Origin of the sequence: Ruegeria sp. R8_1, from assembly GCF_017743815.1 — a bacterium.
In the GTDB taxonomy this organism is placed as follows: domain Bacteria; phylum Pseudomonadota; class Alphaproteobacteria; order Rhodobacterales; family Rhodobacteraceae; genus Ruegeria; species Ruegeria lacuscaerulensis_A.
Window position 1 is genome coordinate 490,470 of sequence record NZ_JAGHRL010000001.1, and the last position, 25,131, is coordinate 515,600.

At 59.9% G+C, this 25,131-nt stretch carries 28 protein-coding genes; 24 read left to right on the plus strand and 4 right to left on the minus strand.

The genetic code is table 11. The annotated features are described in order from the left end of the window. Window positions 1-39 precede the first annotated feature (39 nt). The 5 genes from J7380_RS02475 to mltG all read left to right on the plus strand — a co-directional run bounded on the left by J7380_RS02475 (window position 40) and on the right by mltG (window position 4,437). Window positions 40-273 (plus strand): acyl carrier protein, encoded by a 234-nt coding sequence (locus J7380_RS02475; RefSeq protein ID WP_008756330.1) that lies wholly within the window; start codon window positions 40-42, stop codon window positions 271-273. Window positions 274-414: 141 nt separating this feature from the next. Continuing rightward, the gene (locus tag J7380_RS02480; protein WP_209194332.1) at window positions 415-954 is read left to right on the plus strand and encodes a GNAT family N-acetyltransferase; all 540 of its coding nucleotides are present in this window, start codon (window positions 415-417) and stop codon (window positions 952-954) included. A 117-nt stretch (window positions 955-1,071) separates the two neighbouring features. Next, complete coding sequence (locus tag J7380_RS02485; protein WP_209194333.1) at window positions 1,072-1,815, plus strand: 1-(5-phosphoribosyl)-5-[(5-phosphoribosylamino)methylideneamino] imidazole-4-carboxamide isomerase; 744 nt, start codon at window positions 1,072-1,074, stop codon at window positions 1,813-1,815. A 195-nt stretch (window positions 1,816-2,010) separates the two neighbouring features. Continuing rightward, window positions 2,011-3,276, plus strand: coding sequence for a beta-ketoacyl-ACP synthase II (gene fabF, locus J7380_RS02490; protein ID WP_209194334.1), 1,266 nt, complete (start codon window positions 2,011-2,013; stop codon window positions 3,274-3,276). After that, on the plus strand, window positions 3,277-4,437 hold the full coding sequence (gene mltG / locus J7380_RS02495; RefSeq protein WP_209194335.1) for an endolytic transglycosylase MltG: 1,161 nt from the start codon (window positions 3,277-3,279) through the stop codon (window positions 4,435-4,437). A gap of 36 nt (window positions 4,438-4,473) precedes the next feature. Here mltG and J7380_RS02500 read toward each other — a convergent pair whose 3' ends face one another. Continuing rightward, entirely contained in the window at window positions 4,474-5,730 is a 1,257-nt protein-coding gene (locus tag J7380_RS02500) for a DEAD/DEAH box helicase (RefSeq protein WP_209194336.1), read from the minus strand. A 372-nt stretch (window positions 5,731-6,102) separates the two neighbouring features. On the opposite strand from J7380_RS02500, the gene J7380_RS02505 reads away from it, so the two are divergent. From J7380_RS02505 to J7380_RS02590, 18 genes are all read left to right on the plus strand, one after another. After that, window positions 6,103-6,984 (plus strand): DMT family transporter, encoded by an 882-nt coding sequence (locus J7380_RS02505; protein ID WP_209194337.1) that lies wholly within the window; start codon window positions 6,103-6,105, stop codon window positions 6,982-6,984. 473 nt (window positions 6,985-7,457) lie between these two features. After that, window positions 7,458-8,828 carry a terminase family protein gene (locus J7380_RS02510; protein WP_209194618.1) on the plus strand — a complete coding sequence of 457 codons (1,371 nt, stop codon included), beginning with the start codon at window positions 7,458-7,460 and terminating at the stop codon, window positions 8,826-8,828. A gap of 150 nt (window positions 8,829-8,978) precedes the next feature. Next, window positions 8,979-9,554: a hypothetical protein gene (locus J7380_RS02515; RefSeq protein WP_209194338.1), complete on the plus strand. Its 576-nt coding sequence runs from the start codon at window positions 8,979-8,981 to the stop codon at window positions 9,552-9,554. Window positions 9,555-9,691: 137 nt separating this feature from the next. Continuing rightward, the gene (locus tag J7380_RS02520; RefSeq protein WP_209194339.1) at window positions 9,692-10,852 is read left to right on the plus strand and encodes a phage portal protein; all 1,161 of its coding nucleotides are present in this window, start codon (window positions 9,692-9,694) and stop codon (window positions 10,850-10,852) included. After that, window positions 10,845-11,063, plus strand: a complete 219-nt coding sequence (locus tag J7380_RS02525; protein WP_170770510.1) for a hypothetical protein — start codon at window positions 10,845-10,847, stop codon at window positions 11,061-11,063. Before J7380_RS02520 ends, J7380_RS02525 begins: the two co-directional genes overlap by 8 nt. Before the next feature lie 26 nt (window positions 11,064-11,089). After that, window positions 11,090-11,635, plus strand: coding sequence for an HK97 family phage prohead protease (locus J7380_RS02530; RefSeq protein WP_209194340.1), 546 nt, complete (start codon window positions 11,090-11,092; stop codon window positions 11,633-11,635). A 36-nt stretch (window positions 11,636-11,671) separates the two neighbouring features. Then, the gene (locus tag J7380_RS02535; RefSeq protein ID WP_209194341.1) at window positions 11,672-12,850 is read left to right on the plus strand and encodes a phage major capsid protein; all 1,179 of its coding nucleotides are present in this window, start codon (window positions 11,672-11,674) and stop codon (window positions 12,848-12,850) included. A gap of 174 nt (window positions 12,851-13,024) precedes the next feature. Next, a complete protein-coding gene (locus J7380_RS02540) occupies window positions 13,025-13,624 on the plus strand; it encodes a head-tail connector protein (RefSeq protein ID WP_209194342.1) in 600 nt (199 codons plus the stop codon). Further along, window positions 13,621-13,959: a phage head closure protein gene (locus J7380_RS02545; RefSeq protein WP_209194343.1), complete on the plus strand. Its 339-nt coding sequence runs from the start codon at window positions 13,621-13,623 to the stop codon at window positions 13,957-13,959. The genes J7380_RS02540 and J7380_RS02545 overlap by 4 nt, the downstream gene beginning before the upstream one ends. Next, on the plus strand, window positions 13,956-14,369 hold the full coding sequence (locus J7380_RS02550) for a DUF3168 domain-containing protein (protein ID WP_209194344.1): 414 nt from the start codon (window positions 13,956-13,958) through the stop codon (window positions 14,367-14,369). The genes J7380_RS02545 and J7380_RS02550 overlap by 4 nt, the downstream gene beginning before the upstream one ends. Window positions 14,370-14,389: 20 nt before the next feature. Continuing rightward, window positions 14,390-14,803: a phage major tail protein, TP901-1 family gene (locus J7380_RS02555; RefSeq protein WP_209194345.1), complete on the plus strand. Its 414-nt coding sequence runs from the start codon at window positions 14,390-14,392 to the stop codon at window positions 14,801-14,803. Between the two features lie 4 nt (window positions 14,804-14,807). Next, window positions 14,808-15,125, plus strand: coding sequence for a gene transfer agent family protein (locus J7380_RS02560; protein ID WP_209194346.1), 318 nt, complete (start codon window positions 14,808-14,810; stop codon window positions 15,123-15,125). After that, window positions 15,122-15,334 carry a rcc01693 family protein gene (locus J7380_RS02565; protein WP_209194347.1) on the plus strand — a complete coding sequence of 71 codons (213 nt, stop codon included), beginning with the start codon at window positions 15,122-15,124 and terminating at the stop codon, window positions 15,332-15,334. The genes J7380_RS02560 and J7380_RS02565 overlap by 4 nt, the downstream gene beginning before the upstream one ends. Then, window positions 15,318-15,983 (plus strand): phage tail tape measure protein, encoded by a 666-nt coding sequence (locus tag J7380_RS02570; RefSeq protein ID WP_209194348.1) that lies wholly within the window; start codon window positions 15,318-15,320, stop codon window positions 15,981-15,983. Before J7380_RS02565 ends, J7380_RS02570 begins: the two co-directional genes overlap by 17 nt. Before the next feature lie 12 nt (window positions 15,984-15,995). Further along, window positions 15,996-16,628: a DUF2460 domain-containing protein gene (locus J7380_RS02575; RefSeq protein ID WP_209194349.1), complete on the plus strand. Its 633-nt coding sequence runs from the start codon at window positions 15,996-15,998 to the stop codon at window positions 16,626-16,628. Continuing rightward, window positions 16,628-17,515, plus strand: a complete 888-nt coding sequence (locus tag J7380_RS02580; protein ID WP_209194350.1) for a DUF2163 domain-containing protein — start codon at window positions 16,628-16,630, stop codon at window positions 17,513-17,515. The genes J7380_RS02575 and J7380_RS02580 overlap by 1 nt, the downstream gene beginning before the upstream one ends. Then, entirely contained in the window at window positions 17,512-17,958 is a 447-nt protein-coding gene (locus J7380_RS02585; protein WP_170724452.1) for an NlpC/P60 family protein, read from the plus strand. Before J7380_RS02580 ends, J7380_RS02585 begins: the two co-directional genes overlap by 4 nt. Continuing rightward, window positions 17,959-21,918: a glycoside hydrolase/phage tail family protein gene (locus J7380_RS02590; protein WP_209194351.1), complete on the plus strand. Its 3,960-nt coding sequence runs from the start codon at window positions 17,959-17,961 to the stop codon at window positions 21,916-21,918. 280 nt (window positions 21,919-22,198) lie between these two features. On the opposite strand, the gene J7380_RS20570 is transcribed toward J7380_RS02590, so the two are convergent. Then, on the minus strand, window positions 22,199-22,732 hold the full coding sequence (locus J7380_RS20570) for a TraR/DksA family transcriptional regulator (protein WP_348539065.1): 534 nt from the start codon (window positions 22,730-22,732) through the stop codon (window positions 22,199-22,201). Between J7380_RS20570 and cysE the strand changes: the two genes are divergently transcribed. Further along, complete coding sequence (cysE, locus tag J7380_RS02600; protein WP_209194353.1) at window positions 22,622-23,431, plus strand: serine O-acetyltransferase; 810 nt, start codon at window positions 22,622-22,624, stop codon at window positions 23,429-23,431. The two genes, J7380_RS20570 and cysE, sit on opposite strands and share 111 nt — an antisense overlap. 6 nt (window positions 23,432-23,437) lie before the next feature. Here cysE and J7380_RS02605 read toward each other — a convergent pair whose 3' ends face one another. Together J7380_RS02605 and J7380_RS02610 are read right to left on the minus strand one after the other, a co-directional pair. Beyond that, a complete protein-coding gene (locus J7380_RS02605; RefSeq protein WP_209194354.1) occupies window positions 23,438-23,674 on the minus strand; it encodes a hypothetical protein in 237 nt (78 codons plus the stop codon). Window positions 23,675-23,829: 155 nt separating this feature from the next. Continuing rightward, complete coding sequence (locus J7380_RS02610) at window positions 23,830-25,131, minus strand: pyruvate dehydrogenase complex dihydrolipoamide acetyltransferase (protein WP_209194355.1); 1,302 nt, start codon at window positions 25,129-25,131, stop codon at window positions 23,830-23,832.

Consider the following 25,131-nt stretch of genomic DNA (forward strand, 5'->3'; position numbering starts at 1 on the left):
AACCGGGCACTATGCCCTGAAATGGAATGAGGAATAGACATGAGCGACGTCGCAGATCGCGTTAAGAAGATCGTTGTTGAGCACCTGGGTGTTGAAGAAGACAAAGTAGCGGAAAACGCTTCCTTCATCGACGATCTGGGCGCAGACAGCTTGGACACTGTTGAGCTGGTCATGGCCTTCGAAGAAGAGTTCGGCATCGAGATCCCCGATGACGCAGCCGAGACCATCCAGACCTTTGGCGACGCCGTCAAATTCATCTCTGAAGCGTCCTAAGACCTTAGAGAATCCTAAAAAGCGGCGCTTCCGGGCAACGGAGGCGCCGTTTTTTGTTGTGTGGACGTTATTCGGGCTTGTCAGAGGCTGTTTTCGTCCGCACCCTTTCCGCTGAGGCAAAAAATTCAGAGCGGGCAGGGCATGATACGATCCACCCCGATGATAAACACGGCACGCTTGACGCTCTGCGCCATGCGGCCTGAGGATTTCAACCGGTTCGCCGAGATCTGGCGTAACCCGTGTGTCGTGCGGCATATCGGGGGCAAGCCAAGGTCGCGCGGCGAAGCCTGGGATTCGTTCTTGCGCAATGCGGGGCATTGGCAGATGGCCGGATTCGGCCAATGGGCTGTAATTCAGCAATCGAATCGGCAGATGATTGGACAGGCCGGTTTTTTCTATGGCAATCGCGCGCTGGGCGAGGATTTCGACGACTTTCCCGAAGCAGGATGGGTGCTTGCCCCAGAAGCCCAAGGGCAGGGCATGGGCCTTGAGGCCGCGCAGGCCGCCCATGACTGGTTCGATCGGATTATGCCCGGTCCATTGGTTGCAATGGTAAATTCCGACAACTTGGTCTCGCAAAAACTGGCGGCGCGGTTGGGATATGTCGAAATGCGCGAGGATGATTACCAGGGGTCTCGCGTGTGCCTGTTGCGGCGAAATGGTCCTCCGACGCGGCACTGACAGTGCGGTTTGCGATGCCGCAAAAAGCCTGCGGTTTGCCGAAACTGGTAATTTCGCGGACCGGTACTGCGTGTATTCTGATCTCATGTGCAAAGGATTGAGCGGAGGATCAGGCTCATGAGGATTTACCCCACGATGGAATTGCAAAACGGCCGGTGTGTCACGCTGGACAAGGGCCGTCTGGACGAAGCTATGATCTGGCATGTGAACCCTGCCGAAACAGCCCGTAGCTGGGCGGCCGCAGGGGCGGAATGGATGCACCTGACGGATTTCGACGCCATCGAAGGGCTTGATACCAATTCGGAACTGGTCGAAGAGATCATCCGGTCAGCCGAAATCCCGGTGCAGTTGGCTGGCGGCATGCGCACGCGCGAACAGGTCGAACGCTGGATTGACAAGGGAGCGGGCCGGATCGTCATCGGGACCTTAGCTGCCTGGGACCCCAATCTGGTGAAGGAATTGGCCAAGCTGTATCCGGATCAAATCGTTCTGGCTGTTGATGTCTGGCAGGGCTACGTCATGACAGAGGGGTGGCGCAGCCAAAGCGCCTTTACGCCGGACGCATTTGTCGAAGCATTTGCAGACACGCCTTTTGCGGCCATTCTGGTGACCGATATTGATAGCGATATGAGCGATGTCGAAGCTCAGCTGGGTCTGATTTCCGGGTTGGCAGAAAAGTCACGCACGCCGATTATTGCCAGCGGCGTGGTGCGCTCTGCCGACGATATCTCACGGCTGGCCTACATCCCGAATATCTCGGGTGCGCTGGTTGGGCGCGCGCTATTCCGTAAGACATTGGAACTGTCCGATGCGTTGGAGGTTGCCACCGCTGCGCATGAACCAGTCGCAGAGTTCCAATAATCGAAGGCCAACCCAAGGACGCCGCCCTTTCAAGCTATAGCAAGGGCGGTTTTCCGCCTTTTATGCTGTTTGCCCGTGTGCCGAGACCAAGTTGGCGAGAGTAGCTTTCCGGCGGAATGTACCCTTGCTCTTGCCCCCACACCCCGGGCCGGGGTATGAGCGTTTCTTAAACACGAAGCAGGCAAGAGGCACTTCATGCGCAGAGTCGTCGTAACCGGTCTGGGATTGGTCACTCCGTTGGCCAGCGGGGTCGAGGAAACCTGGTCACGGCTGCTGGATGGAGAATCCGGCGCTGGTCCGATCACTCAGTTTGATGCCGAAGGCAGTGGGGTCACAACGACCTACGCTTGCGAAGTCCCTCGCGGGGATGGCACAAACGGGACGTTTAATCCCGACGATTGGATGCCGCCGAAAGAGCAGCGCAAGATCGAGGATTTTATCCTTTATTCCATCGCAGCGGCCGATATGGCTTGCGAAGATGCGGGCTGGATGCCCGAAGATGAAGAAGCGCGCTTGCGCACAGGAGTCCTGATTGGCTCCGGGATTGGCGGTCTTGGGTCCATCGCGGAAACAGCCAATCTGATCCGCGACAAGGGTCCGCGCCGCGTCTCACCATTCTTTATTCCGGGCGCGCTGATCAACCTGGCCTCGGGGCAAGTCTCGATCCGACGTGGGTTTAAGGGACCAAACCATTCGGTTGTAACGGCCTGCTCGACCGGTGCGCATGCCATCGGTGATGCAAGCCGCATCATCCGCGCAGGTGATGCGGATGTCATGGTTGCTGGCGGTGGCGAAGGCTGCATCTGCGAGATTGGCATCGCAGGCTTCAATTCGTGCAAAGCGCTGTCCACCAAGTTTGCCGATGACCCCAAGAAAGCCAGCCGTCCGTATGACATTGACCGTGACGGTTTTGTCATGGGTGAAGGCTCTGGGATCGTGGTCTTGGAGGAATACGAGCACGCCAAGGCGCGTGGAGCGAAGATTTATGCCGAGGTTCTGGGCTATGGCATGTCTGGTGACGCCTATCACATCACCGCGCCTAGCGAAGATGGCGATGGGGCCGAACGCTCGATGCAGGCCGCGCTGCGCAGCGCGGGCCTTGAGCCCAAGGATCTGGACTATATCAACGCGCATGGTACTTCGACCATGGCGGATACCATTGAATTGGGCGCGGTCGAGCGTTTGCTGGGCGATCATGCGGCGAATGCCACGATGAGCTCGACAAAATCCGCAACGGGCCACTTGTTGGGTGCTGCGGGCGCGATCGAGGCGATCTTCTCGATCCTCGCAATCCGTGACCAGGTTGCGCCTCCGACGATCAACTTGGATAACCCGGCGGTTGAAACTCCGATCGACCTGGCCCCTAACGCCAAGCGCGAACGCAAGATCGATGTGGCGCTTTCAAACTCTTTCGGCTTTGGCGGCACCAATGCCAGCGTGATCTTCGGAAAGGTAAGCTAAATGTGGCGGGCCCTGGCGTCGAACATGCTGACCATTCTAGTGGTCGGCTTGTTCTTGATGGGTGGTCTGATCCTGTGGGGGCAGTCGCGGTACAAAAGCGAAGGCCCGTTGGAAACGGCGATCTGTTTGAGGGTCGAACGCGGATCGAATATGGGGGAGGTCAGCCAGCTTCTGCAGGATCAGGGTGCAATCAGCAGTGCCACGGTTTTTCGTATGGCGGCGGATTACACTGACCGGTCCCAGCAGTTGAAGGCTGGCAGCTTTCTGGTGCGCGAAGGCGCGTCGATGGAACAGATCATCGGCGAAATCACCAGCAGTGGCGCCAGTACCTGTGGGTCCGAGATCGAGTACCGCATCGGTGTGACCCGTATCCAGACCCGTGTGCGTGAACTGAATCCTGCCACTCTGGCCTTTGACGAAATTGCATCTTTTGACGTCACCGATGAAGACGTGCCTGCCGCCTATACTGAGAAAAGCGAGGATGCGGACACGCGCTATCGCGTTTCAGTTGCCGAGGGCGTGACCTCGTGGCAGGTGGTTGAAGGTTTGAAACAGATTGGGGCCTTGACCGGAGAAGTGACTGAGATTCCGGCCGAAGGGATGTTGGCGCCTGATAGCTACGACATCGCGCGCGGAACTGATCGGATGGCCGTGCTGAAGGGGATGCAGGACAAGCAGCAACTTCGGATCAACGCGATCTGGGAAAGCCGTCAAGATGATCTACCGATCTCGAACCCCGAAGAGATGCTGATCCTTGCCTCGATCATCGAAAAAGAAACCGGTGTTCCACATGAGCGTGGACAGGTGGCCAGTGTGTTCGTCAACCGTTTGGAGCGCGGCATGAAGCTGCAAACCGACCCGACGGTGATCTATGGAGTTACCAAGGGACAAGGCACGTTGGGACGCGGATTGCGCAGGAGTGAACTTCGTCGGGCAACCCCTTGGAATACTTATGTGATTGACGGTTTGCCGCCGACACCAATTGCCAATCCGGGGTTGGCCAGTCTTGAGGCTGCCGTGGCACCGGAGGAGACAGACTATGTGTTCTTCGTGGCGGACGGAACGGGGGGGCACGCTTTTGCGGAAACGCTGGACGAGCACAACCGAAACGTCGCCAAGTGGCGCGAGATTGAAGCCCAGAGGAACAGCTCGGGCAACTAAAAAAGGGCCGCGTCCGAAACGCGGCCCTTTTTTTGATTATGCTGCTGGACGCCTGCGTGGACGGCGCCGTTTAGAGGCGGCGGGTTTGGGCCCGGACTTGGCCCCTTGTGGCTTACGCGCCCGGAAACCGCCCTGTTTGCGAGGCTTCTTGGGCTCGGCGAATTCAGGCATGGTTCCGCTGGCGACCGGAATGTCGATTTTCATCAGCTTTTGGATTTGCTTCAGTTGGTCCAACTCATCCGGGGCGCAGAAAGCGATACCCTCACCCTCGCGCCCTGCGCGGGCCGTGCGGCCAATGCGGTGGACATAATTGTCAGGCACTTCGGGCAGGTCATAGTTGATCACGTAAGCGACGCCTGGAATGTCGATGCCACGCGCGGCAACGTCGGTTGCGACCAGCACATTGACCTCGCCAGCGCGGAAGGCTTTGATGGCCCGGTCGCGCTGACCTTGGCTTTTGTTGCCGTGGATCGACGCCGCGTTGAACCCGTCTTTCACGAGGTCTTTCATCAGGCGCTCGGCCCCGTGTTTGGTGCGCGAGAAGACCAACGTCAGGGCTTCCATATCGGCGGAGAGGATTTCACGCAGCTTGCGGGGCTTGTCCGCCCGCGACAGGAAGTGAACGGACTGAGTGATCTTGTCCGCTGCTTTACCCGGGGGCGAGACCTGAATACGCTGCGGATTGGTGAGGTAAGATTGGCTCAGCTCTTCCATCTGTTTTGGCATGGTGGCCGAGAACAGCATCGTCTGGCGCGGCGTGCCCAAGGCGGGTGCAATTTTACGCAGGGCATGGATAAAGCCCATGTCCAACATCTGGTCGGCCTCGTCCAGTACCAGATGGCGCACTGAACCAAGATCGACGGCTCCGCGCTCCATCAGGTCGATCAAACGGCCGGGGGTAGCCACCAGAATATCGGTGCCGCGCGATAGGAAGGAAATCTGCTTACCGATGGATTGGCCACCGACAACGGTGGCGACGCGTAGTTTTGTCTTTTGCGTGAGGGCACGCAGGCTGTCCGCGATCTGGTTCACCAGTTCACGCGTCGGGGCAAGGATCAAAGCCTTGACCGTCTTGGGTGCAGGTTTGGCCGGTTGCGCAAGCAGGTGATCAATCAGCGGCAGGCCAAAGGCCAGCGTTTTACCGGTGCCGGTCTGGGCCAGACCAAGAATGTCATGTCCATTCAGCGCCATCGGGATGGCCTGGTTTTGGATCGGGGTAGGTTGGGTAAAGTTCGCCCGTTTCAGGGCGTCGTTCAAAGCCGGGGCAAGGCCCAGCATGTCGAAGTCGAACACGTAATAATCCTTTGATATCCGCAGCTTTGCAAGCGGATGCGTATTGCCGCGCAAAAGCGCGGCAGGCAGGGTTTAGCGGGACCTCGGGACGCACAGGCGTATCCTGCACCGTCCGGTCGTCGCATCAAGAACCCTGCGTGAAGGGGAACCAGGAGAGATATGGTGCGCCGGTGGGGCTAAGGCCCGAATGCTCACGCGGCGGCGCTGATGGCGTGCACATGAGGGTTGGCGCGGGCTTTGTCAAGTATTTGTCTGATGGACCGACGGTCGGAGTTCCAAATTCTGCTGGCGTTCTCAATCAGTTTGAGCCATCGATTTCCGAGTGGCGGTTTAGCGCGTCGTGACATTTCGGGGCGAAGTTTGGGGTTGGGAATGAAGGGAAGTGCACAGCAGGGCCATAGCCTGAAGCTCGCCAGCGGTGCCCTGGTTCTTGGCGGCATGATGTGGGGGCTGTACTGGATCCCTGTCCGCTACTTCGTGGATCAGGGGCTGGAAGGGGCTTGGCCGGGGATCGTGATGTATTCAGCAGCGCTGCTTGGCCTTTTGCCGCTTTTGTGGCGCGACCGGTACGATCTGGCACGTCGCTGGCAGGATTTGATGTTCAGCGGCATGTTCACCGGTGCGGCCTTTGGTCTGTTCACGATCAGTCTGGTCTATACGGATGTCGTGCGAGCCATCCTGCTGTTCTACCTGACGCCGGTTTGGGGCACGATCTTAGGTCGGGTTTTTCTTGGCGAGCGTCTGACCGGAACCCGCATTTTGGGGTTGGTATGTGGCCTTTGCGGCATGGCGATCGTCCTTGGCAGTGGCCACGGCATCCCTTGGCCTAGCAATACTGGGGATTGGGCGGCGCTGGTATCCGGCATGGCTTGGGCGGTGGGCACGCTGGGTTTGTATCGCTCCTCAGGCATTTCGGTTCCGGGGCAGGTTTTTGCGTTTATTGCCGGGGCTCTGCTGCTGTCGCTGATCAGCCTGGTGTTCAGCGTAGGCGAGGTGCAAGAGCAAAGCACGGTTGTTGTCGCTGTGCTGCCAATCGCGATGCTGTCGGTGCTGTACACTCTGCCGATGATCTTTCTGACGATCTGGCCCGCGACCTTACTGACACCGGCCCGCGTGGGGTTGTTATTGATGAGCGAGGTTGTGGTCGGCCTGATTTCGGCTGCTATATTTTCGGGCGAGCCCTTTGGGCTGCGCGAGGCCACGGGGGCGGTACTGATTGTGAGTGCCGCCGTGCTGGAGATCGCTCGGGGCTGAGCGAGTTTACCGGTGGATAGACAGGTCAAACGCCAACAGTCTTAACAGGCAGTGCGGTTCCTGTTGCGTGGGTGTTGCGCAACATATTGACTTTGCGCGCTTTTTCACCTATAAGTTGTGTCATGCTAGGAGAGATGGGCAACGGCCCCGGGTAAACCCCGGTGGTCGTTTTTTGTTTCTATCGTGCGGAGAAAACTCACGCATGAGGTCACAGGCACACATGACTTTGATTACCCCGGAAGAGCGGATGTCCCAGACGGCGGAACTGTTGCAGTCGCTGGAAACATCCATTCGCGGTTTGCGCCAAGCAGCAGAAGAACTGCGCAGGCAAATCGGAACCGGGGAGGATGCAGATCTTGCCGGAACGGCAAAACAACTGGGTCAGTTAGAGGGGCTGATCCGAAGTTGTCAGAAAGTGGAGACAAGCTTTGTCGAACAACATCACAGACAAGCCGGAATTGCCCAAGGGGGATATGCGCTCGACCTTGAGCGCGCTCGATTTGAAATCGGGTGCAGACTGGCTCGCCTCCGCCGATGCTGCGGTGAGGGACAGATTTCTGAGTGAGATCGGGGAGGGGGGGCTGTGTGCCCTCCCTTTCCTGTTTGAATTCTGGGCGCTGCCACACCAGCTGCCACCCGAGGGCGACTGGCGGTCCTGGGTGATCATGGGAGGGCGCGGCGCAGGCAAGACGCGCGCGGGGTCGGAATGGGTGCGCTCTATGGTCGAAGGGCCCAAGCCGCTGGATCGCGGTGAGGCCAGCCGTGTGGCGCTGGTGGGTGAGACCTTTGATCAGGTGCGCGATGTTATGATCTTTGGCGACAGCGGTATATTGCAATGCTCGCCCCCGGATCGTCGGCCTGTCTGGAAGGCATCGGAACGCAAGCTGATCTGGCCCAACGGGGCCGAGGCGCAGGCGTTTTCTGCGCATGATCCCGAGGGGTTACGTGGCCCGCAATTCGATGGGGCTTGGGTGGACGAGTTGGCCAAGTGGAAAAAGGCCGGTGACACTTGGGATATGTTGCAATTTGCTTTGCGCTTGGGTGAGCGTCCGCGTGTTTGCGTGACCACGACGCCGCGCAATGTGAAGGTTTTGAAGGATCTGCTGGCGTCGCCCTCCACCGTGCAGACCCACGCGCCGACCGAGGCAAACCGCGCCAATCTGGCCGACTCGTTTCTGGCCGAAGTCCGCGCGCGTTACGCAGGCACGCGGCTGGGTCGGCAGGAGTTGGACGGCGTGCTGTTGTCGGATGCCGAGGGCGCGCTGTGGACGGGCTCGATGCTGGATGCGGCGCGGGTAGACGCCGTGCCCGAACTGGACCGTGTCGTGGTGGCGTTGGACCCGGCGGTGACGGCGGGGTCCAGTGCGGATGCCTGCGGGATCGTGGTCGTGGGCGCGCAGCTACAGGGGCCGCCCGAGCAGTGGCGCGCCTATGTGCTGGCCGACCGAACAGTGCAGGGCGTTGGCCCGGCGGGCTGGGCGCAGGCTGCGATTGACGCGATGGATGAATTCGGGGCGGAGCGGCTGGTGGCCGAGGTCAATCAGGGCGGGCAACTGGTGGAAGAGGTCGTGCGGCAGTTGGACCCTCTGGTCCCTTATCGCGGGGTGCGGGCCTCCCGCGGCAAGGTCGCACGAGCCGAACCTGTCGCGGCACTCTACGAGCAGGGGCGGGTGAACCACGTGACCGGTCTGACCGCGCTGGAGGAACAGATGAGCCAGATGACCGCGCGCGGGTTCGAGGGACAGGGTTCGCCGGACCGGGTCGACGCGCTGGTCTGGGCGCTGCATGAGCTGGTTGTGGGGCCTGCGGGGGCGTATCGGCGGCCTAGAGTGCGGAGTTTGTGAGCGTCATTCTTATTTTGGTAACAATCACTTAAATTTACGGAGCGCTGGAAAAAATTGTTTGTTTGATCGCATGTTGTTCAAAATTAGTATTGTTTGAACGGTAGAACCAGTTAATCTTCAAAAATATTTTTTACTAAGTTGGAACGAACAATGATTTTCCTCTCGCTTATTGCGCCAATCGCAAGTGTTTTGACATTAAGTGTTTGTTCTCAAAATTTCGTTCCGGCATACCCGGTGCAGCAGATATCCGTTGATGCTCGTGAGCCGATAGATATCCGAAGCGCAATGGCGACATTTGTTGACTTTTGCTACGGGGCGGCTCCAAGTTTTTCTGGTGTCGAAAACAAAGCACTGGCTCGCGGATTTAACATCGCGCCGAACGGCTGGATGGAGCATTCGAAATATAAGGCATCTTTGGTGACATCTGACGAAGACTTGTATAGAACTTGTCGATTTACGTTTGCGTCGAACCAAAGCGCTAAAAATTTTGAAAGCCAGATGGAACGACCCTTTCATGCAAGTGAGATTTCGATAGCCCAGTATTTGGATATCATCGGCCAGCAAGGCTCAGAGGAAGAAATAAGCAGGTCCATCGAGAAAGTGTTTGTAAGCAATACAGAGTTTGAGGGAGGGGTTTCAGCAACTCTTTTTGGATTTATGTTCCGAAGTTTTGATAGCTCCGACGATAAAAACTATTTTGGCGTGATTTTGCAGACCGAAAAATAACACGAGAACTTTCTTCTAGTGGTTTTAAGCAATACCCGTTGCCCAACCCCCGTACGCCCCATTCCCAAGCCTTAAACTTCTTTCCGTCATAACTCCTTTCAGCAAGCCGGACACAGCGGCGACAGAAAGGAGCACAGATGGTATTCGATTTCTTGCGTCGTGGGACGGCCGGGGAAGCGCCCGAGGCGAAGGCCAGCGCGGCGGGCCCCGTGGTGGCATGGCAGACAGGCGGGCGCGTGGCGTGGAGCCCTCGGGATGCGGTGTCGTTGACCCGCACGGGGTTTTCGGGGAACCCGGTGGGGTTTCGATGCGTCAAACTGATTGCCGAGGCGGCGGCGGCTCTGCCTTTGGTTTTGCAGGATCAGGCGCAGCGCTATGACGCGCATCCGATCCTGTCGTTGATGCGCCGCCCCAATGCGGCGCAGGGGCGGGCGGAGTTGATGGAGGCTCTGTTCGGGCAGTTGCTGCTTTCGGGCAACGCCTATGTTGAGGCCGTGCAGGCCGAGGACGGGCTGCCGGTCGAGCTGCACGTTCTGCGCTCGGACCGGATGAGCGTGGTGCCGGGCGCGGATGGATGGCCCAAGGCTTATGATTACACGGCGGGCGGCAAAACGCACCGGTTCCCGGCGGATGCGATCTGTCACATCAAATCCTTCCATCCGCAGGACGACCACTATGGGTTTTCGCCGATGCAGGCGGCGGCGATGGCGATTGATGTGCATAACAGCGCGTCGCGGTGGTCCAAGTCGCTGCTCGACAATGCGGCGCGGCCTTCGGGGGCGCTGGTGTGGAAGGGTGATGGCCACGGGGTGATGGCCGAGGATCAGTTCCGGCGTCTGTCGGATGAGATCGAACAGAACTATCGCGGGGCGCGCAATGCTGGTCGGCCGATGGTTCTGGAAGGGGGGCTGGATTGGAAGCCGATGGGTTTTTCGCCGTCCGATATGGAGTTTCAAAAGACCAAAGAAGCCGCCGCCCGCGAGATCGCGCTGGCCTTCGGTGTCCCGCCGATGTTGCTGGGGATACAGGGCGACGCGACCTATTCGAACTATCAGGAGGCCAACCGGGCGTTTTACCGCCTGACCGTGCTGCCTCTGGTGACGCGGGTGGCGGCGGCGGTGTCGGAATGGCTGGTGGGCTATACTGGCGAGGATCTGATGCTGAAGCCCGATCTGGATCAGGTGCCTGCGCTGTCGGCCGAGCGTGACGCGCAATGGGCGCGGGTCAACGGTGCCGATTTCCTGACCGATGCTGAAAAGCGCGCGTTGCTGGGGCTGCCGGAGCGTGCGGATGGCTGAGGGGTATCCCCCGTTCGATTGCGCGCCGGGCCTGCGTCTGGCCGCGCATGAGAGGGTGGCCGAGATCCAGCACGACCATCTGTGCCGCAGGCTGGATCAGATCGAAGAAATGATGGAACGGCTGGAGAAACGGTTGTGGCTGACGGTCTATGGCGTGGCGGCAGTGATCCTGGCGCAAGTGTTTCAGTCGTTCCTTGCGGCGACGCCGTGAAATCAGAGGCTTACGAGGAGGTGTTCATGGATTTGGAACACAAGTTCGCACGGTTCGGAGACGGGCTTTCGGTAACAGATGATGCGGTGATCGAAGGCTATGCCAGCCTGTTCGGTCAGGTGGATCAGGGCAGCGACGTAGTGCAACGCGGGGCGTATCGCGGCTCGCTTGACGGTCTGGCGAAAGCGGGGCAGCGGGTCAAGATGCTGTGGCAGCACGATCCGGCGCAGCCCATCGGCGTCTGGGATGAGGTGCGCGAGGATGACCGGGGCCTCTGGGTCAAAGGGCGTCTGCTGGAGGCCACGCAAAAGGGCCGTGAGGCGGCTGAATTGATCCGGGCCGGTGCGATGGATGGTCTGTCGATTGGCTATCGCACCAAACGGGCCGTGAAGAATGAAAAGGGCCAGCGGGTCCTGACCGAACTGGAGCTGTGGGAGGTGTCCTTGGTGACGTTCCCGATGCTGCCCAGTGCGCGGGTGGCGGCGAAGGGCGTTGAGCCTGACGCGCAAGACACCTGGCGCAGTATTGCCGAGGTGTTCAACACCGCCCGGCAGGAGCTGGCGCGGACCTAGCGCGCCTCAACCCCCACCCAAGAAATGGAAGAGCTGATGAGCAAGACCGAAACCCCGGCCTTGACCGGAGGGGGTGCGCCCCTGGTTCAGGAGGTGAAGCAGGCGATGACTGGCTTCGTGAATGAATTCAAGGGCCTCAAGGCTGAAGTGAAAACCCAACTGCAACAGACAGAAGAGCGACTGACCATGCTGGATCGTAAATCAACCATCGCGGCGCGTCCGCACCTTGCGGCCTCGATTGAGGACGGCGCACCGCATCAAAAGGCTTTCGACGCCTATGTGCGTTCGGGCGAGGATGACGGCCTGCGCGGACTTGAGATGGAATCGAAATCCCTGTCCAGCGCCGTGAACAGCGATGGCGGCTATCTGGTTGATCCGCAGACCGCTGAAATTATCAAGTCGGTGCTGAAATCCACTGCTTCGATCCGCTCGATTGCGTCGGTCGTGAATGTCGAGGCGAATTCGTTCGATGTTCTGATTGACCATACGGACGTGGGCGCTGGCTGGGCCGATGAGAACGCCGCCGCGACCGAGACGGCGACCCCGTCGATTGACCGCATCTCGATCCCGCTTCACGAACTGAGCGCGCTGCCCAAAGCCTCGCAGCGGTTGCTGGATGACAGCGCCTTTGACGTCGAAGGCTGGCTGGCGGGCCGTATTGCGGACAAGTTCGCCCGGGCTGAGGCTTCGGCCTTTATCAACGGTGATGGTGCGGACAAGCCCAAGGGTATCCTGAACCACACCAAGGTCGACAATGACGTTTGGGACTGGGGCAACATTGGTTATGTGCCCACCGGTATCGACGGCGGTGTCGAGGCGGACGCGATTGTCGATGTGGTCTATGCGCTGGGCGCGCAGTACCGCGTGAACGGCACCTTTGTGATGAACTCGAAAACCGCCGGTCTGATCCGCAAGCTCAAGGACAGCGATGGCCGCTTCCTGTGGTCGGACGGTCTGGCCGCGGGTGAACCCGCGCGCCTGATGGGCTATCCGGTGCTGATCGCCGAGGACATGCCGGATGCGGGCACTGACAGCTTCTCGATTGCCTTTGGCGATTTCCAGGCGGGCTACACCATTGCCGAGCGCCCCGATCTGCGCGTCCTGCGCGACCCGTTCAGCGCCAAGCCGCATGTCCTGTTCTATGCGACCAAGCGTGTCGGCGGCGACGTAAGCGACTTTGCCGCGATCAAGCTGGTGAAATTCGGCACCGCCTAAAGCGGTCTGAATCCTCGGGGGGCCATTGGTCCCCCGGGGCGGCGGGCGCGGGCCGGGGTGAGATCCCTTGCGTTGTCTAGCTGCTCCCCTCCGTCCGAGCAACGTGGGGCGGCGCGTGCCCGCCAATTCCTGAAGTTACGGCCCCGGAGGGGTCCGAGATTGCGGAGTGTATGGATGATGTTGATCGAAGAAACCGCCATCGCGGATGCGGCGCTGCCGGTGGAGCAATTTAAGGCGCATCTGCGGCTGGGGACCGGCTTTGCCGAGGACAGCGTGCAGGATGAAGTTCTGAAAGGTTTTCTGCGGGCGGCGATTGCAGCGATTGAAGCGCGCACCGGCAAGGTGCTGATCGCGCGCGCGTTTTCATGGGATTTGAATGGTTGGCGCGATGCGGCGGGCGAGGTGCTGCCGGTGGCCCCGGTCACGACGATCAGCGCGGTGACTGTGACCGACGCAACTGGCACCGACAGCGTTGTGGACAGCGCCCGGTATCGTCTGACCCAAGACAGCCAACGCCCGCGTCTGCGTCCTGCTGGGGCAAGCCTGCCGACCATTCCCACGGGCGGGTCGGTCAAGATCGCCTTTACCGCCGGGATGGCTGCGGATTGGGGGACTCTGCCCGCTGATCTGGGGCAGGCGGTGCTGTTGCTGGCCGCGCATTACTATGAATACCGCGATGAGACGGCGCTGGGCGCGGGCTGTATGCCCTTTGGCGTTACCAGCCTGATCCAACGCTACCGGATTGTGCGCTTTGGTGCCGGGGTGGCGCAATGAAGACGCCCCGATTGAATAGAAGACTGGTGCTTGAGGCACCGGTACGCAGCGCGGATGGGGCCGGTGGCTATACTGAGACCTGGGCCGCCGTGGGCACGGTTTGGGCCGAGGTCACTGCCCGCAGCGGGTCCGAGAGGCAGATCGCAGGTGTACCGGTCTCGCGCGTTGGCTATCGCATTGTGGTGCGCGGCGCGCCCGAGGGGTCGGCGATGCGCCCAAGCCCGGATCAGCGCTTCACTGAGGGCACGCGACGGTTCGTGATCCGTGCGGTGGCCGAACGTGACCCGCGTGGCCAGTACCTGACCTGTTTCGCAGACGAAGAGGTGGCGGCATGAGTTACGGCGTTTCAGCCGCGTTGCAGGCGGCGGTGTTTCAACTGCTGTCGGGCGATGGGCAGGTCAGCACGCTGTCAGGTGGCGCGATTTATGACGCGGTTCCTGCGGGGGCGGTACCCCAGACCTATGTGACGCTGGGCCCGGAAGAGGTGCATGACGCCTCGGACCGGTCGGGCGCGGGGACAGTGCATCGGTTCACCGTGTCGGTGGTGTCCGAGGCCGCAGGCTTTGGCGCTGCCAAGACGCTGGCGGGCGCGGTGTGTGATGCGCTGGAAGGCGCGGCACTCAGCTTGGATCGGGGCCGCCTTGTGGGGCTCTGGTTCGAACGTGCCAGCGCCCGGCGCACCGGAACGGGCGGCGCGATCCGCCAGATCGACCTGAGGTTCCGCGCCCGCGTGGAAGACGACTAAGCAATCAACGGAGAGAGCATATGGCTGCCCAGAACGGAAAAGACCTGTTGGTCAAAGTGGATATGAACGGCTCGGGCCTGTTCGAGACCATCGCGGGCCTGCGCGCCACGCGGGTCAGTTTCAACGCGGAAAGTGTGGATATTACCAGCCTTGAAAGCCAGGGCGGATGGCGCGAGCTGCTGTCGGGGGCGGGGGTCAAATCGGCCTCGATCTCAGGCTCGGGCGTGTTCAAGGACGCGGGCACCGATGAACGCGCGCGTCAGTTGTTCTTTGATGGTGAGACGCCGGATTTTCAGGTGATCATCCCTGATTTCGGCATCGTTGAAGGCGCGTTTCAGGTGACGGGCATCGAATATGCGGGCTCGCATAACGGTGAGGCCACCTATGAGATGAGCCTGGCCAGCGCCGGCGCCCTGACCTTTACGGCGCTGTAATCCGATGGCCAATCCGTGGACGGGTGAGGTGGCATTGACCATCGACGGGCAGCGACGGGTGCTCAAGCTGACGCTGGGCGCTTTGGCGGAACTGGAACAGGAACTGGGCACCGGGACTTTGGTTGAGTTGGTGCAGCGGTTCGAAGGCGGGGCGTATTCCAGCGGGGATGTCTTAGCGCTGATCGTGGCGGGGCTGCGCGGCGGTGGGGCGGATGTGACCCGCGCCGACATGCTGCGCGCCGAGATTGAAGGCGGCCCCATGGCGGGTGCCCGTGCTGCGGCCGAGCTGCTGGCCCGCGCCTTCATGGTGCCGGATCGTTGAGCGGGTTCGACTGGCCCGCCCTGATGCGGGCCGGGATGACCGGCCTGCGACTGACGCCGGAGCAGTTCTGGCGTCTGACCCCGGCCGAGTTGCGGCTGATGCTGGGGCAGGGCGCAGGGACGCCCGCGATGAACCGGGCGGGGCTGGACGCCTTGCTGGCGGCCTACCCGGACAAGGAACAAGGAGAGCGTGATGACGACGGATCGTGACGGGTTGGACGACCTGCAGGAGCGGGGTGAGGCATTGGGCGATGCGCTGGGGGATGCGGCGTCGATGGCGGCGGCATTTGACAGCCAGATGAAACGTATCAGTGCGGCGTTTGAGGAAACCGGCAAGGATGTGGCGACGCTGGAGCGCGGCATGTCCGGAGGCTTGCGCAAGGCGTTTGACGGCGTGGTGCTGGACGGGATGAACCTGTCGGACGCGCTGGACGTGTTGAAGAACTCGATGATCCGCACGGCCTATTCGGCGGCGATCAAGCCGGTGACGGACCATTTCGGTGGCCTCATTGCCGGAGGGATCGGCAGTTTTGTGCAAGGCATCCTGCCCTTTGCTGACGGCGGCAGCTTTAGTCAGGGCCGGGTGATGCCTTTTGCCAATGGCGGCGTCATCAGCGGCCCAACTACGTTTCCGATGCGCGGTGCGACCGGTTTGATGGGCGAGGCGGGTCCCGAGGCGATCATGCCTTTAGCGCGCGGACCGGATGGCAAGCTGGGTGTGCGCACCTCGGGCGGTGGCGGCGCGGTGAACGTGGTGATGAACATCACCACGCCTGACGTGCAGGGCTTCCGCCGCAGTCAAAGCCAGATCGCCGCACAGATGAGCCGCGCTTTGGGTCGCGGCAATCGCAATAGATAACGGGAGCAGGTCATGAATTTCCACGAAGTCAGATTTCCCGCCAGCCTCAGTTTTGGTTCGGTCGGTGGTCCGGAACGGCGTACGGACATCGTAACGCTGGCCAACGGGTTTGAAGAGCGTAACACCCCGTGGGCGCATTCACGCAGACGCTATGATGCGGGTTTTGGAATGCGGTCTCTGGACGACATCGAAACGTTGATTTCGTTCTTCGAGGCGCGGCAAGGGCAGATGTTCGGGTTTCGCTGGAAAGACTGGTCGGACTATAAATCCGGCGCGGCGACCGCTGAGGTCGACAAGGCTGATCAGGTTATCGCGCGTGGCGATGGGGTCACGACCGTATTCCAGTTGGTCAAAACCTACACGTCTGGTGGGTTTGAGTATATCCGGCCGATCCTCAAACCCGTCCTGGGAACCGTAAAGCTTGGGCTCGAACAGGATGAGGTTCGCGAGGGTGTGGATTTCGAGGTCGATCTGGCGCGCGGCCAAGTGACATTTGCCGACCCGCCTCCGGAAGAGGTCGAAATCACTGCTGGGTTCGAGTTCGATGTTCCGGTTCGGTTTGACACAGACAAGATTCAAACCAGCGTCGCCAGCTTTCAGGCCGGTGACGTACCGAATGTTCCAGTGGTCGAGGTGCGGGTCTGATGAACAGCGCGAAAGATACCCTTCAAGCCCACTTGAAAACAGGCCTGACCACGACTTGCCGATGCTGGGCGATCCAGCGCGCGGATGGTCAGGTCTTTGGCTTCACGGATCACGACAGGGAACTAGGTTTTGAGGGGCTGACCTTCAAGGCAAGTTCGGGGTTGACGGCTGCAGCAATCGAACAGGCGACTGGCTTGTCCATTGATAACTCGGAAGCCATGGGTGCGCTGTCGGATGCGGCCGTTACGGACGATGATATCGAGGCCGGACGTTTTGATGGCGCGGAAGTCCGGGCTTGGCTGGTCAACTGGGCCGCGCCAGAACAGCGCGTCCTGCAGTTTCGCGGGTCGATCGGGGAAATTCGCCGCTCGGGTGGGGCTTTTCATGCCGAATTGCGCGGGTTGACGGACTTGCTGAATCGCCCTCTGGGAAGGATTTATCAAAAACCCTGTACGGCTGTACTTGGCGACAGCGCCTGCCGGTTCAATGTATCTGCCGCGGGCTATCAGGCTGAGGCCGAGGTTACCGAGTTGACCGCAGGCAGTGTGTTGGAACTGAGCGGTGCTTTGGGGCCGGATGCAGCGTGGTTCGAGCGGGGTCGCTTGGACGTTATCTCGGGTCAGGCCATTGGCTTGTGGGCGTCGATCAAGCAGGACAGCCTCAGACCGGGTGGCCGCAGCGTTACCTTGTGGTCTGGGATCAGTGGTGGTCTGGCCGTGGGTGACAGAGTCCGGTTGACCGCCGGGTGCGACAAGCGCATGGAAACATGCCGGAAGAAGTTCAACAACTTACTGAACTTTCAGGGATTTCCAGATTTGCCCAGCGAAGATTGGGTCATGGCTGTTCCCAAAAAGGGCAATCCCAATACAGGGGGCAGCCTGCGATGAGCACGATCCGCGATCAAATAGTGGCGGAAGCCCGAACATGGCTGGGGACGCCGTATGTGCATCAAGCCTCGTGCAAAGGCGCGGGCAGTGACTGCCTTGGGTTGCTGCGCGGTGTCTGGCGTGCGGTCTTGGGGCCCGAACCCGAATCCGTTCCGAGCTACAGTATGGATTGGTCCGAGCCGCAAGGGGATGAGCGCATGTGGCAAGCCGCAAGGCGACATCTGACAAGCAAGGCTGTTGAAGACATGCAACCCGGCGATGTGTTGTTGTTTCGGATGCGTGACGGGCGCGTTGCGAAGCACGTGGGCATTGTCAGCGAGGGCGGTGAAGCCCCGCGTTTCATTCATGCCTATTCCGGGCACGGCGTTGTTGAAAACACGCTGAGCGACCCCTGGCGCCGCCGGGTTGTCGCTTGTTTCGGTTTCCCGCTGGAGGATTTCTAGATGGCTACAATTGTACTCTCGGCAGCAGGGGCTGCGATTGGTGGCGCGATTGGCGGAACGGTCGCTGGTCTTTCGACGGCTGTCATTGGCCGTGCCATCGGCGCGACGCTGGGTCGGGTCATAGACCAGCGTTTGATGAGCCAGTCCGTTATGGGCGGCGGCAGCGAAGTTGTCGAGACCGGCCGGCTTGACCGCTTTCGCCTGACTGAAACCGGCGAGGGAGCACCCGTTTCGACCCTGTTCGGACGGATGCGCGTTGGTGGGCAAGTGATCTGGGCCTCGGATTTTCTGGAAACGCGCAGCACCTCTACGACGACACAATCGGGTGGAGGTGGCAAGGGCGCACCCAAAGCGCCCGAAGTCACAACGACCACCCATAGCTACAGCTATTCCGTTTCACTGGCGATCGCGGTTGGCGCGGGACAGATTGCTGACGTGCCCCGTATCTGGGCCGACGGTGAAGAGCTTGAGCGTGCCGGCCTGAACATGCGCGTGTATCATGGAACGGACGCCCAGTTGCCGGATCCGCTCATCGAAGCGGTTGAGGGCGCGGGAAATGTTCCGGCATATCGCGGGACGGCGTATGTCGTGATTGAAGATCTGCAGCTGGCAGCTTTCGGAAACCGCGTCCCTCAGTTCTCATTCGAAGTTGTGCGCCCCGATCAGGCGGGTCTGCCGGAAACACATGATGCCTTGTCCCGTATCGTGAAAGGCGTAGCGCTGATGCCGGGCACCGGCGAATACGCTTTGGCGAGCACACAGGTAAATTATACCAAAGGTGCCGGCCAAAGCTGGGCGGCGAATGTGAACTCGGCCTCGGGTGTGCCGGATCTAGTGACCTCGACCAGAGCTTTAAGTACTGAGCTGCCGGCCTGCGGCGCCGCTTCGCTTATCGTTTCGTGGTTCGGTGACGATCTGCGATGCGGCGCGTGCCAGGTAAAGCCGAAGGTTCTGCATAAAGAACTGGAAGGTGAAAACATGCCATGGCGCGTGGCTGGCGTGACACGCGGCGCTGCCGAGGTGGTGAAGCATGAACAGGATCGCCCTGTCTATGGCGCCACCCCAACGGACCAGTCGGTAATTCAGGCGATTCAACATTTGAAGCAGACCGGCAAGCGCGTGATGTTCTACCCGTTCATTCTGATGGACCAGTTGCGCAATAACGGCCTGCCGGATCCTTGGTCTGACGCGGCGGATCAACCTCATCTTCCGTGGCGGGGGCGTATCACCCTCAGCCGGGCTCCGGGGCGCAGCGGCTCGCCGGACGGAACAGCCGCGGCAGACCTTCAGGTGGCCGCGTTTTTTGGAAACGCCCGTGCGGACCATTTTACCGTCGTCAACGGCAAGGTGGTCTATTCCGGCCCGCAAGAATGGGGCCTGTTCCGTTTCATCCTGCACTATGCAGCGTTGTGCCAAGCTGCGGGGGGCGTTGACTCGTTCTGCATCGCGTCCGAGATGCGCGGATTGACACAAATTCGCGGTGCATCAGGCTTTCCGGCGGTGGCGCAGATGCGTGTTCTCGCAGCCGAAGTGCGCAAGATTTTGGGATCACAGACCAAGATCGGCTACGCTGCCGACTGGAGCGAGTATTTCGGCTATCAACCTGCGGATGGCAGTGGCGATCGATACTTCCATCTGGACCCGCTTTGGGCAGATACCAATATCGACTTTATCGGTGTCGATAACTACATGCCGTTGTCCGACTGGCGTGATGGCGAAGGTCATGTGGACGCCCGCGACGGGGCAAAGTCCATCTATGACCTCGACTACCTGCGCGGCAACATAGAGGGCGGTGAAGGGTACGACTGGTTCTATGCGTCACCCGAAGAGGCCCAAGCGCAAATACGGGCCCCGATCGAGGATGATGATCATGGCGAGCCATGGATATGGCGGTACAAAGATCTGCGGAATTGGTGGTCGCAGCCACACCACGAACGGATCGGTGGCGTCCGCCAACCAGATCGCACCGCGTGGGTACCTGGGTCCAAACCGATCTGGTTCACGGAGTTGGGCTGTGCCGCGATAGACAAAGGAACAAACCAGCCGAACAAATTTCTGGACCCAAAGTCGTCGGAGTCGAGCTTGCCGGTGTATTCCAACGGTCAGCGTGACGATTTTATGCAAGTTCAATACCTACGAGCGGTTCTGGGCTATTGGTCCGACCCAAAGATCAACCCGATCTCGGACGTGTATGGTGGCCCGATGGTGGACATGTCCAATGCCTATGTCTGGGCCTGGGACGCGCGCCCATTTCCCGCCTTTCCGAACCTGCGCAGTCAATGGAGCGATGGTGAAAACTATGCCCGCGGCCATTGGCTGAATGGGCGCTCGGGATCGCGAACTTTGGCCTCTGTGGTCGCCGAGATCTGTCATGGCGCGGGAGTCACGGATATTGACATCACGGAGTTGCACGGAGTCGTGCGTGGATACGTGATCGAACAGGTTTCGGACGGGCGCGCCGCGTTGCAGCCACTGATGCTTCGGTATGGCTTTGACGCTATCGAACGCGACGGCGTGTTGCGTTTTCAGATGCGCAACGGGCGGGCTCCGGTTCAGCTTGATAGCGACCTGCTTGCAGCCAGTACCGAGATCGATGGCACCATCGAACATCGCCGCGAAGCCGAGGCGGAGATGACCGGTCGTGTCCGGCTGCGATTTGTCCAGTCTGATGCGGATCATGATATCGTATCGGAAGAGGCCGTTTTACCGGATACGAGTACCCATTCGGTTTCCGTCAATGAGATGCCGTTGTCGATGACACGCGCCGAAGGCCGTCAAACCGCCGAGCGGTGGCTGAGCGAATCCCGCGTGTCGCGAGAGAGCGTCCGGTTTGCATTGCCGCCTTCGATGTTGAATGTCGGTGCGGGTGATATCGTCACCCTGTCCGGCGAGCAGGGCGCGCGGTATCGTATCGACCGGCTCGAACAGGCCGAAATGCAGATGGCAGACGCTGTTCGCGTTGAACCGGGTGTTTATACGCCTTCCGATCTGCCGGACGACGACGTCTCGGAAAACCCGTTTGTGGCACCAGTCCCCGTATTTCCAGTTTTCCTGGACTTGCCGCTTATCACAGGATCCGAGGTGCCCCACGCACCTTATCTGGCGATCTCGGCTGATCCATGGCCGGGAAGTGCAGCGGTCTACTCATCTGCGACTGATGAGGACTATGCTTTGCAAGAAGTGGTCAGCGGGCAAGCCGTTGTCGGATTCACGCAATCGCCGATGCGCCGGGCAGGTGCCGGGCTGTGGGATGAGGGGGCACCCCTGACTGTCGAACTGATTGCGGGTGTTCTGGAATCCCGACCGCGCGACGCGTTGCTGAACGGCGCAAACCTTGCGGCAATCGGCGATGGATCACCGGATAACTGGGAGCTGTTTCAGTTTGAACGCGCTACTCTGCAAGAACGCGGCATCTACACTCTGTCAGGTCGTCTTCGGGGACAACTGGGGACAGATGCCAAAATCCCGGATGTATGGCCCGAAGGCTCGACTTTTGTGCTTTTGGACCAACGGGTGTATCAAACCAACCTGCTGAGGTCTGAGCGCCGTGTGGCCAAGCACTACCGGATAGGCCCTGCGGCGCGCAGTTATGACGATCCGTCCTTCGTCCACAGGGTCGAGGCATTCAACGGCAATGGTCTACGCCCTTATGCGCCATCCCACCTGCGGGTTGCCAAATCTGCGGGTGACGATCAGCTGTCGTGGATACGTCGCACGCGCATCGACGGTGATGATTGGTCGGGTATCGACGTACCATTAGGTGAAGAAACGGAATCTTATCTGGTGCAAGTGCGCGCCGAAGGGGCGTTGGTGCGCGAACTGATCTCAGCCAATCCAAGTTGGACATACACGGCCGCAATGAAATCAGCCGACGGTGTAAGCGCAGGATACACCGTGCAGGTTGCGCAGGTCTCGGCCAGCTATGGTCCGGGTCTGCCTGTCAGCCTTGACGTAAGCTAAGTCATACGTCCGGCTTTTCACAGAGATTTAAGTGCTGCGGCGCGCGTGCTATTGCGTGCGCCGGCACCTGACCGGTTTTGCCTGTGTCGGCGCGTGCTTACCGAGGCCGAGTTGGCCGATCGGTACATGCATCGAACCGGTCATCTTCATCCGGTATTCGGCAATGGATCGCTGGTAACCGCAGCGTGTATCCGTCCCTTGGACGTTGAACCCAGTTTTGACGATCTACAATACTGTCAGTGTTTCGCGATGGTTTTAAACAGTCTGGTACGGCTTCATCTTAGCCAGACGCGCAGCTGACGCATTTTGTGGCTGCCAGATCCAGTTTTAGCCGACCTGCAGGAATCTCTTCTCCGCAATCTTCGCAGAAACCATATTCGCCGTCCCGAATCCGGTTCAGGGCGGCGGTCAGTCTGCGCCGTTCCAGATCGCGACTGGCTTGATGTGCTTTGGCCATAGCCTGGTTTTGCAACGCGTCCATCCGGCTAAGGCGACCAACGGCCTGCTGATCCAACTCAACCACAGCCTGCGCGCTTTTGCCCGATGCAGTGCTGTCTGCCAACTCGTCCATACGAGCGAGGATCAAAGCGCTAAAATGTGCCAGTTCCGAGTCATTCATTTTCGTTATCGTGCGGATCACGGGTTTGCGTTTGGTGTTTTTACCACTAAATGGCATCTTAGGCGCAGCAAAGGATGAAAAGCCATGTTGGAAAAGCGCAGTCACGTGACCCCCGTCGATCCCGTTTGGGATCGTATCACGACCGAAGCTCAGGCGGCCGTCGAGAATGAACCGCTGATGGGCGGGCTTGTCCATGCTTGTGTCCTTCATCACAAAAGTCTTGAGCGGGCGTTGTCATATCGCGTTTCTGCCAAGCTGTGCTCGAACGAGATGTCGATGATGGTTCTTCGTGAAATCGTGGATGAGGCTTATGCCGACGACCCATCACTGATCGAAGCCGCGCGCGCAGATCTGATGGCCGTATATGAACGTGATCCGGCCTGCCACCGGTTGCTGCAGCCAATTCTTTATTTCAAGGGTTATCAGGCGATGCAGGCCTATCGTGTGGCGCATTGGCTTTGGCGTAAGGGTCGTTATGATCTGGCTTACTTCTTCCAGATGCGCTCGTCCGAGATTTTTGGCATCGACATTCACCCTGCAGCGAAGATTGGCAAGGGGATTATGATCGACCATGCGCATTCCATAGTGATCGGTGAAACTGCCATCGTAGGCGACAACGTCTCGATGTTGCACTCGGTGACGCTGGGCGGAACCGGCAAAGAAGAGGAACAGCGTCACCCCAAGATCGGGAACGGAGTTCTGATTGGCGCGGGCGCCAAGGTGCTTGGAAATATCGAAGTCGGCCATTGCAGCCGCATCGCAGCCGGTTCGGTTGTTCTGCAGGAGGTTCCCCCCTGCAAAACCGTTGCAGGCATTCCCGCCAAGATCGTGGGCGAGGCCGGGTGCGATCAGCCCTCGATCTCAATGGACCACATGCTGGGTAAAAATCAGTAAGTAGTCTTAGTTCGAGCGGTTGTTCTTTTCGTTCAACCGCTTGAGACGACGCTCTTCCCGGCGCTTTTTGCGCTCTTCAATGCGTTTCGCACGATCGGCTTCCCATTTGCCAACTGCGCTCTTGGAATTGAACTTCGAGTTCTCTCCTGGATAGCTGTTTGGTTTTGCGTAGGCGTCCGCAGGGGCAAGCGCCGCCAGCATCAGCAGAACCAGAAATGTGCGTGTAATTTGAGTGATGGTCATATGGCACCTGTGCGTCCTTGAATGTCGTGCCACCAATCTGGAGCCCCACAGGCCCCCGAGCAATAGTAAGCCCGATCACGTCGGCTCACATCCCGTCAGGCCATGAAAAAACCGCGCCGGGGTTGCCCGACGCGGTCTCTGCAAGTTTGCGGGAATCAAGCCAGCATAACCATAGGATTTTCAAGGTTTTCCACGATGGCCTGCAACAATTCAGCCCCAAGCGCACCGTCGATAACCCGGTGATCTACTGACATGGTGACGGACATTACTGTAGCCACAGTCAGCTCTCCGTCGTCTCCGACAACCGGTTTCTTGACGCCGGTGCCGACCGCCAGAATTCCGGCGTGAGGCGGGTTCACAATGGCGTCAAAATTGTCGATGCCGAACATACCCAGGTTCGAGATCGCAAAGGTGCCGCCCTGATATTCATGCGGTGCCAGCTTGCGTTCACGCGCGCGACCGGCCAGATCTTTCATCTCGGTCGATAGCGCGGACAGCGATTTGGTGTCGGCGTCCTGCAGAACCGGGGTGAACAGACCGCCCTCGATGGCAACCGCGACGGCCACGTCCGAAGGTTTCAGTTGCAGCACCCGATCACCGGCCCAGACCGCGTTACAGGCTGGAACCTGTTGCAGCGCGTTGGCAACGGCCTTGATGATAAAGTCATTGACACTGAGCTTCACGCCCCGGCCTTCCAGCTGCTTGTTCAGCTGGCTGCGGAACTTCAGCAGTGCGTCCAGCTTTATGTCACGACGCAGATAGAAATGCGGGATGGTCTGCTTGGCCTCGGACAGGCGCGCGGCAATGGTTTTGCGCATCCCGTCGAGCTTGATTTCCTCATAGTCGCGACCATCGTACATTTTGGCCACCGCATCTGCGGAGGGGCCAGCCGGTGCCGCTGCTGCAGGGGCGGCTGCCGCAGGTGCGGGGGCTGCCGCCGGGGCAGTCGCGGTTGCGCCTTCGACATCGGCTTTGACGATCCGACCATGCGGACCCGAGCCGGTGATCTGCGCCAGATCAAGGCCCTTTTGCGCGGCAATCCGGCGGGCCAGAGGCGAGGCAAAGATACGACCGCCATCGGCCTTGACCGGAGCGGCCGGGGCAGGGGCGGGCGCCTCGGACGCCGCTGGCGCGGCGGCCTCGTTGCCTGCGGCGGCTGCCGGGGCAGCCGCGGGGGCTGCGGCAGGGGCTGCGCTGATGTCGTCAGCGCTTTCGCCATCTTCCAGCAGGACCGCGATGGCGGTGTTGACCTTGACCCCTTCAGATCCTTCCGGGATCAGGATTTTGCCAATCGTACCTTCGTCGACGGCCTCGAATTCCATCGTGGCCTTGTCGGTTTCAATTTCGGCCAGCAGGTCGCCGGACGAGACAGTGTCACCCTCTTTGACCAGCCATTTGGCAAGGGTGCCTTCTTCCATGGTCGGCGACAGGGCGGGCATCAGAATTTCTGTGGGCAT

Bases quoted from the DNA above. Each gene is read 5' to 3' on its own strand.
- J7380_RS02520 (WP_209194339.1), top strand. From the start codon at position 9,692: ATGGTATTCGATTTCTTGCGTCGTGGGACGGCCGGGGAAGCGCCCGAG.
- J7380_RS02485 (WP_209194333.1), top strand. From the start codon at position 1,072: ATGAGGATTTACCCCACGATGGAATTGCAAAACGGCCGGTGTGTCACG.
- J7380_RS02590 (WP_209194351.1), top strand. From the start codon at position 17,959: ATGGCTACAATTGTACTCTCGGCAGCAGGGGCTGCGATTGGTGGCGCG.
- fabF (WP_209194334.1), top strand. From the start codon at position 2,011: ATGCGCAGAGTCGTCGTAACCGGTCTGGGATTGGTCACTCCGTTGGCC.
- J7380_RS02610 (WP_209194355.1), bottom strand. From the start codon at position 25,131: ATGCCCACAGAAATTCTGATGCCCGCCCTGTCGCCGACCATGGAAGAA.
- J7380_RS02525 (WP_170770510.1), top strand. From the start codon at position 10,845: ATGGCTGAGGGGTATCCCCCGTTCGATTGCGCGCCGGGCCTGCGTCTG.
- J7380_RS02575 (WP_209194349.1), top strand. From the start codon at position 15,996: ATGAATTTCCACGAAGTCAGATTTCCCGCCAGCCTCAGTTTTGGTTCG.
- J7380_RS02530 (WP_209194340.1), top strand. From the start codon at position 11,090: ATGGATTTGGAACACAAGTTCGCACGGTTCGGAGACGGGCTTTCGGTA.
- J7380_RS02540 (WP_209194342.1), top strand. From the start codon at position 13,025: ATGATGTTGATCGAAGAAACCGCCATCGCGGATGCGGCGCTGCCGGTG.
- J7380_RS20570 (WP_348539065.1), bottom strand. From the start codon at position 22,732: ATGGACAAGCCCGCCCATCAGCGGTTCATTCTCGACGGCCGCCTGAGC.
- J7380_RS02475 (WP_008756330.1), top strand. From the start codon at position 40: ATGAGCGACGTCGCAGATCGCGTTAAGAAGATCGTTGTTGAGCACCTG.
- J7380_RS02545 (WP_209194343.1), top strand. From the start codon at position 13,621: ATGAAGACGCCCCGATTGAATAGAAGACTGGTGCTTGAGGCACCGGTA.
- J7380_RS02560 (WP_209194346.1), top strand. From the start codon at position 14,808: ATGGCCAATCCGTGGACGGGTGAGGTGGCATTGACCATCGACGGGCAG.
- J7380_RS02585 (WP_170724452.1), top strand. From the start codon at position 17,512: ATGAGCACGATCCGCGATCAAATAGTGGCGGAAGCCCGAACATGGCTG.
- J7380_RS02535 (WP_209194341.1), top strand. From the start codon at position 11,672: ATGAGCAAGACCGAAACCCCGGCCTTGACCGGAGGGGGTGCGCCCCTG.
- J7380_RS02510 (WP_209194618.1), top strand. From the start codon at position 7,458: ATGCGCTCGACCTTGAGCGCGCTCGATTTGAAATCGGGTGCAGACTGG.
- J7380_RS02515 (WP_209194338.1), top strand. From the start codon at position 8,979: ATGATTTTCCTCTCGCTTATTGCGCCAATCGCAAGTGTTTTGACATTA.
- J7380_RS02505 (WP_209194337.1), top strand. From the start codon at position 6,103: ATGAAGGGAAGTGCACAGCAGGGCCATAGCCTGAAGCTCGCCAGCGGT.
- J7380_RS02605 (WP_209194354.1), bottom strand. From the start codon at position 23,674: ATGACCATCACTCAAATTACACGCACATTTCTGGTTCTGCTGATGCTG.
- J7380_RS02555 (WP_209194345.1), top strand. From the start codon at position 14,390: ATGGCTGCCCAGAACGGAAAAGACCTGTTGGTCAAAGTGGATATGAAC.
- J7380_RS02550 (WP_209194344.1), top strand. From the start codon at position 13,956: ATGAGTTACGGCGTTTCAGCCGCGTTGCAGGCGGCGGTGTTTCAACTG.
- mltG (WP_209194335.1), top strand. From the start codon at position 3,277: ATGTGGCGGGCCCTGGCGTCGAACATGCTGACCATTCTAGTGGTCGGC.
- cysE (WP_209194353.1), top strand. From the start codon at position 22,622: ATGTTGGAAAAGCGCAGTCACGTGACCCCCGTCGATCCCGTTTGGGAT.
- J7380_RS02480 (WP_209194332.1), top strand. From the start codon at position 415: ATGATACGATCCACCCCGATGATAAACACGGCACGCTTGACGCTCTGC.
- J7380_RS02580 (WP_209194350.1), top strand. From the start codon at position 16,628: ATGAACAGCGCGAAAGATACCCTTCAAGCCCACTTGAAAACAGGCCTG.
- J7380_RS02570 (WP_209194348.1), top strand. From the start codon at position 15,318: ATGACGACGGATCGTGACGGGTTGGACGACCTGCAGGAGCGGGGTGAG.